General features: G+C 70.8%; 2 protein-coding genes. One reads left to right on the forward strand and one right to left on the reverse strand.

Annotated elements, in window-relative coordinates; all coding sequences use genetic code 11:
- On the reverse strand, positions 1–830 hold an 830-nt coding region (locus ABYE80_RS20605; protein WP_372792291.1), incomplete at its 3' end, for a PLP-dependent cysteine synthase family protein.
- Between the two features lie 112 nt (positions 831–942).
- Here ABYE80_RS20605 and ABYE80_RS20610 point away from each other — a divergent pair.
- Entirely contained in the window at positions 943–1,587 is a 645-nt protein-coding gene (locus ABYE80_RS20610) for a TetR/AcrR family transcriptional regulator (protein ID WP_372792293.1), read from the forward strand.
- Positions 1,588–1,679 lie beyond the last annotated feature (92 nt).

The following is a 1,679-nucleotide window of genomic DNA, read 5'->3' on the forward strand; positions in this document are numbered from 1 at the left end:
GCGAGCAGGCCGCGGTCGCGGGCCAGCCGGCGGCTCATGTCCATGGCGGCCTCGCTCGCGACCTGCTCGATGGCGTCGACCTCCCGGGGGTCCCAGAGGGGTGGGACGAAGCCGATCCCGATGCCCTCGATCCGATGCGCACCCGTGGGGCCGCCGGACAGCACCGCGGACTCGGCGGGCTCGACGGCGATGACCTCGATGTCCGGTCGGTGGGCCCGCAGCGCCCGTGCCGCACCGTGGATCGAGTGGGCGGTCGACACGGTGTGGACGAACGCGTCGACCCGGCCGTCCGACTGCTGCCACATCTCCTCACCCAGCGCGTGGTAGCCGGTCACCGCGTCGTGGTTGTTGAGCTGGTCGCACCACCAGTGACCGGGTCGTGCGCTCACCTCCCCGGCGCGAGCGATCATCGCCTTGATCAGCTGCTCGGTGATCCGCCCGCCGTCGCTGGGGATGTCCTCGACCGTCGCCCCGAACGCCTGCATGGTGTGCCGCTTCTCGTCGCTGAACGCGTCCGAGAAGACGGCATGGAACCCGTAGCCGCGCGCAGCGCACACGCACGCGAGGGAGATGCCGGTGGTGCCCGCCGTGTACTCGACGACGGTGTCCCCGGGCCGGAGATCGCCACGCGCTTCGGCGCCCGCGATGACCGACGCGGCCATCCGGTCCTTCATGCTGCCGGTCGGGTTCGCCCACTCGAGCTTCGCGAGGATCCGAGCGGATCCGGGGGAGGCCAGCCCGGACAGGTCGACCATCGGGGTCCCCCCGATACCGGCCAGAACGCCGGCGGCGACGCCGTCGGGCGGGACATCCAGAGCGCGGACTTCCATCTCGACCCTCCAGCTGTTCACGTGCAGGTGGTCTCAGGCTACGCGCTTGCCGGCGTAGCGCAAGGCACCATTTTTGGCACCCCGCCAAAAGTCGTGTACGGTGCGTCGTCGCATGGCCTCCGACGCGACCAAGCGCAGCTACCTCGGGCACGACGCACGACGCGCGCAGATCCTCGCCGTCGCCGCGAGGCAGTTCTCCGAGCAGAGCTACGACACGGTCTCGACGGTCGCGATCGCGCGTGAGGCAGGTATCGCTCGCGGGTTGGTCCACCACTACTTCGGTACCAAGCGCGACCTCTACGTCGAGGTGCTGCGGCGCATGCTGACCATCCCCGAAGGTGCCTTCGGGCATGGCGACGGCGCGCCACCGGTGGGCGCGGAGGCGGTCGTGGCCGCCATCGACCGGTGGATCGACACGATCGATCGCAACCGCCAGACCTGGCTCGCCGCGGTGAGCGCCCAGGCGCCGGGGCTCGACGAGGAGGTCGACGCGATCCTCGCCGAGAGCCGTGCTCGCATCGACGATCAGCTGATCGCGCTGGCCTGGGGGTCGCCCGTGCAGGCGCCGCCGGAACTGCGCGCCCTGATCCGCGGCTACGGCGGCTTCGCGCAGGCGCTCACGATCGACTGGCTCCAGCGTGGTGAGCCGTCCCGCGCAGCGCTCCATCACCTTCTCCTGCAGACCCTCCTCGCGCTGGTCGGCGAGGAGCTGCCCCGCGTGCAATCCGATCCCAAGAAAGCAGCAGAGACACCATGAACGGCTTCGAGCTGACCGACGAGCAGGCCGCCTTCGTCGAGGCGGTACGTGACTTCTCCGCCCGCGAGTGCGGCACGCGCGCCCAGCGCGAC

It is taken from the genome of Paraconexibacter sp. (assembly GCF_041602235.1).
Classification (GTDB): domain Bacteria; phylum Actinomycetota; class Thermoleophilia; order Solirubrobacterales; family Solirubrobacteraceae; genus Paraconexibacter.

Bases quoted from the DNA above. Each gene is read 5' to 3' on its own strand.
- ABYE80_RS20610 (WP_372792293.1), top strand. From the start codon at position 943: ATGGCCTCCGACGCGACCAAGCGCAGCTACCTCGGGCACGACGCACGA.